The sequence below is a fragment of the Roseibium sp. RKSG952 genome, from assembly GCF_009711355.1.
In genome coordinates this window covers 1-2,639 of sequence record NZ_SMMF01000623.1, presented here as the reverse complement: position 1 = coordinate 2,639, position 2,639 = coordinate 1, and the positions used below count along the sequence as shown (strand labels likewise).

General features: G+C 57.0%; 5 protein-coding genes. 1 reads left to right on the top strand and 4 read right to left on the bottom strand.

Translation table 11 applies throughout. The features are described 5' to 3' along the window. The 3 genes from E1297_RS49670 to E1297_RS02915 all read right to left on the bottom strand — a co-directional run. Positions 1-195 (bottom strand): hypothetical protein (locus tag E1297_RS49670; RefSeq protein ID WP_209015613.1); only part of this gene is annotated, 195 nt, incomplete at its 3' end. A gap of 137 nt (positions 196-332) precedes the next feature. Further along, on the bottom strand, positions 333-599 hold the full coding sequence (locus tag E1297_RS02920; RefSeq protein ID WP_155133702.1) for a hypothetical protein: 267 nt from the start codon (positions 597-599) through the stop codon (positions 333-335). Positions 600-717: 118 nt separating this feature from the next. Further along, a complete protein-coding gene (locus E1297_RS02915) occupies positions 718-1,074 on the bottom strand; it encodes a hypothetical protein (RefSeq protein ID WP_155133699.1) in 357 nt (118 codons plus the stop codon). A gap of 100 nt (positions 1,075-1,174) precedes the next feature. Between E1297_RS02915 and E1297_RS02910 the strand changes: the two genes are divergently transcribed. Beyond that, complete coding sequence (locus tag E1297_RS02910; protein WP_155133696.1) at positions 1,175-2,125, top strand: nucleotidyl transferase AbiEii/AbiGii toxin family protein; 951 nt, start codon at positions 1,175-1,177, stop codon at positions 2,123-2,125. A 113-nt stretch (positions 2,126-2,238) separates the two neighbouring features. On the opposite strand, the gene E1297_RS02905 is transcribed toward E1297_RS02910, so the two are convergent. Then, positions 2,239-2,466, bottom strand: coding sequence for a hypothetical protein (locus tag E1297_RS02905; RefSeq protein WP_155133693.1), 228 nt, complete (start codon positions 2,464-2,466; stop codon positions 2,239-2,241). Positions 2,467-2,639: the final 173 nt, after the last annotated feature.

Below are 2,639 nucleotides of genomic sequence, written 5' to 3'. Positions count from 1 at the left end.
AGGACACGGGGCCTCTGCCACCACACGCGCAGCCATTCCCCGCCACGCGCCGACACAGGGCCACCCGAGAGACTGCGCTTCGTGATCGTCGGCAGGGTAGCCGATTTCGATTTCATCCTGCGGTTGGACGCGCTGGTCGATAACATCCAGCGCCTGTTCAGCCGCTTCGGCCTGCCGGTCGATCAGATCGCGCATGTCTGCCAGTATTCCGTCTGGCGTGGTTCTGACACCCCTTGCCATTTTGTCGATAGACGAGAACGAAGCGCCCAAAAAGGCTGCGGCCTCCCGTTGAGAGAGGCCTGAAATTTGAAGGAGAAGGGAAAAAGGGGTCATTATTCGTCAACGGGCTCGAACTGGGCGTGACGTGACCAAACCTCGATATATCCGACAACGCCGTAACCTCTCTTGCCAACGTCTTTGTTGGCAATTTCATACTCGTAGTAGTCGTTCGGGTCTGTTGTCAGGTCCATGAAGCCGGGCGTTCCTTCGATTGCCGAACAGGTCGCGCTCAAGTCCCATTCCAAGCCAAGGCGTTTCAGTTCTGCAGCGACGTGAGCAACACCGGCTTCGTTCAGATGGGCGGCATACATTTTGGTCATCGTAGGTCTCCTAACCTCTTGCGTCGGGCTATCCCGTCGCGTTGTTGATGTTTGTATTATGTGCGAAAAAATCGCACAAATCAAGCCTTAAGTTGCAGAAATCTGGGAAAACACGCGGTCATGGCCACCCCTTAATCTCTTTGTAGCGGGCCTTGAGGTGGTTGCCGGTTTCGAGCTTGGCTAGATAGGTGATCGCGCGGTATATATGCTCGCCGTAGTTCCTGAAATCCCAGTCTTCGGGATGGATTACGGCGCCTTGAAAATAGCCATTTTTTTTGTCGCCCGGCTTCCGGCCCTCTACAGAGCTGACGGCGAGAACCAGACCGGTCTCGGTAGTCCACTTTGGCTCCGACAACTCCCGCTTGTTGACGGCTTCCATCATCTCCCCGTTCCGGGGGCACAAGAATTTGAGATAAGGAAGGGGGTCGAGTGTCCCTGAATAGATCGTCTGCTCCTCAGACGTTAGTTCCAGCATCCAGTCTCCTAAACCCTTCGTGAATTCATTTCGGTCGGTGGATTTGTTCCCTTCAGTCGCGTGTTTAATCCTTGGATCTCAAGATTCGAGGAGGCAGGCGATGTCCGGCAAGAACGTGGGCGCGAGCGTCTATGAGCGACTGAAGATCACGGCGAGGGAAACGGGCGTGCGCACAGATCTCCTGTTGCGTCGCTACGTCCAGGAGCGCCTACTCTATCGTCTTTCTGTCTCGCCAGAGCGGGAGAGCTATTGCGTCAAGGGTGGCGTCCTTATGTCCGCCTATAACGACGGTCGGCTCTTGCGTCCGACCGAGGACATCGATTTCAACGGCTTCGACCCTAACGCAAGTGTCCAGACACTGCGTGAGTCCCTGATTAAGATCTTCGATACCGACGTCCAGGACGACGGCGTTCGATTCGACATTGAGACCATGAAGATCGAGAAGGACCGGGTCGGCATCATTCCGGGCGGCAAGGTCGTCATGAAGGCCTTCGTGCATACTGCGCGCGTGGAACTGCGCGTCGACGTTGGTTTCGGAAATCCGATCACGCCGGAGGTTCGCACGATCCTCATGCCGACGCTTCTCGATAAGGATCAACCCCGGCCGATGGTCCTCGCCTATCCGATGGAGACGGTCGTCGCCGAGAAGGTGCACGCGATGGTGCAGTTCGGCTTTGAGAACACACGCTTGAAGGACTTCTACGATTTGTTGCGGCTGTCGGAGAAGTTCGAGTTTGAGGGCGACTTCATGATAGAGGCGATGCGGAATACCTTCGCGGCCCAGAACCGGGAACTGCCGGAGACCCCGCTGGAGGTGTTCGACGAGGAGTTCGTCAACGAGAACGGAAAGCGGTGGACTTCCTTTCTGAAGAAGATCGATGACGACAGCGGCGTTCCCTTCGACGAGGTCGTTGAGTCCGTCTCCGACTTCGTCACGCCGATCATCGCGGCGGCGAACGACAAACACTCCCCGGGCGTATGGGTTCCGGGGGAGCGCTGGTCGGAGAATCCGGACAGGTCATCGAGGATCGGCGTGGCGCCACTTGGTTAGTCCTCGATTCCGGCCTCGGTCCGAAGGCGGCCACTCACCGTGCAGGCATTAACGTCTTCCCCGCCCTGAAGGGCTGGGTTTCTAACGCACAGTTTAGATGGGCGTAATCCTATTCATCGCGCCAAAATGTAGATCGGGCCTTGGAGAACATTGACTTCCGTGACGCGGGGATCGGCGGCGATTTTCTTGGCGGTTCGTCCGAGAACCTTGCTGCCGGAACCGTGACTGCGCACTCCGATGCCCAGGCGCCGATCTCCGAGGTTCTTCCATAGCCAGCACCCCCTTTCCAGGGATTTCATGACCGTCAATTCGTCGTCGATGTACGGTTCGCGGTTGCTCATGTCTGCTCACTTAGTGTTTCCGATGCACGTGCTCGTGATCCAGTTGCTCTTTTGCTGCAAGTCCTGCGGATACGAACGCCGCTCGCATATTCTTATGGCCGGAACACGGCCGGCACCAAGTGAACGGGTAAAAGCCCGCCAGAAACGCGAATCTCGTTGCGCAGCCTGACGGC

Excerpts from the sequence above, each read along its gene's own strand:
- E1297_RS02905 (WP_155133693.1), bottom strand. The coding sequence starts at position 2,466 with ATGAGCAACCGCGAACCGTACATCGACGACGAATTGACGGTCATGAAA.
- E1297_RS02910 (WP_155133696.1), top strand. The coding sequence starts at position 1,175 with ATGTCCGGCAAGAACGTGGGCGCGAGCGTCTATGAGCGACTGAAGATC.
- E1297_RS02920 (WP_155133702.1), bottom strand. The coding sequence starts at position 599 with ATGACCAAAATGTATGCCGCCCATCTGAACGAAGCCGGTGTTGCTCAC.
- E1297_RS02915 (WP_155133699.1), bottom strand. The coding sequence starts at position 1,074 with ATGCTGGAACTAACGTCTGAGGAGCAGACGATCTATTCAGGGACACTC.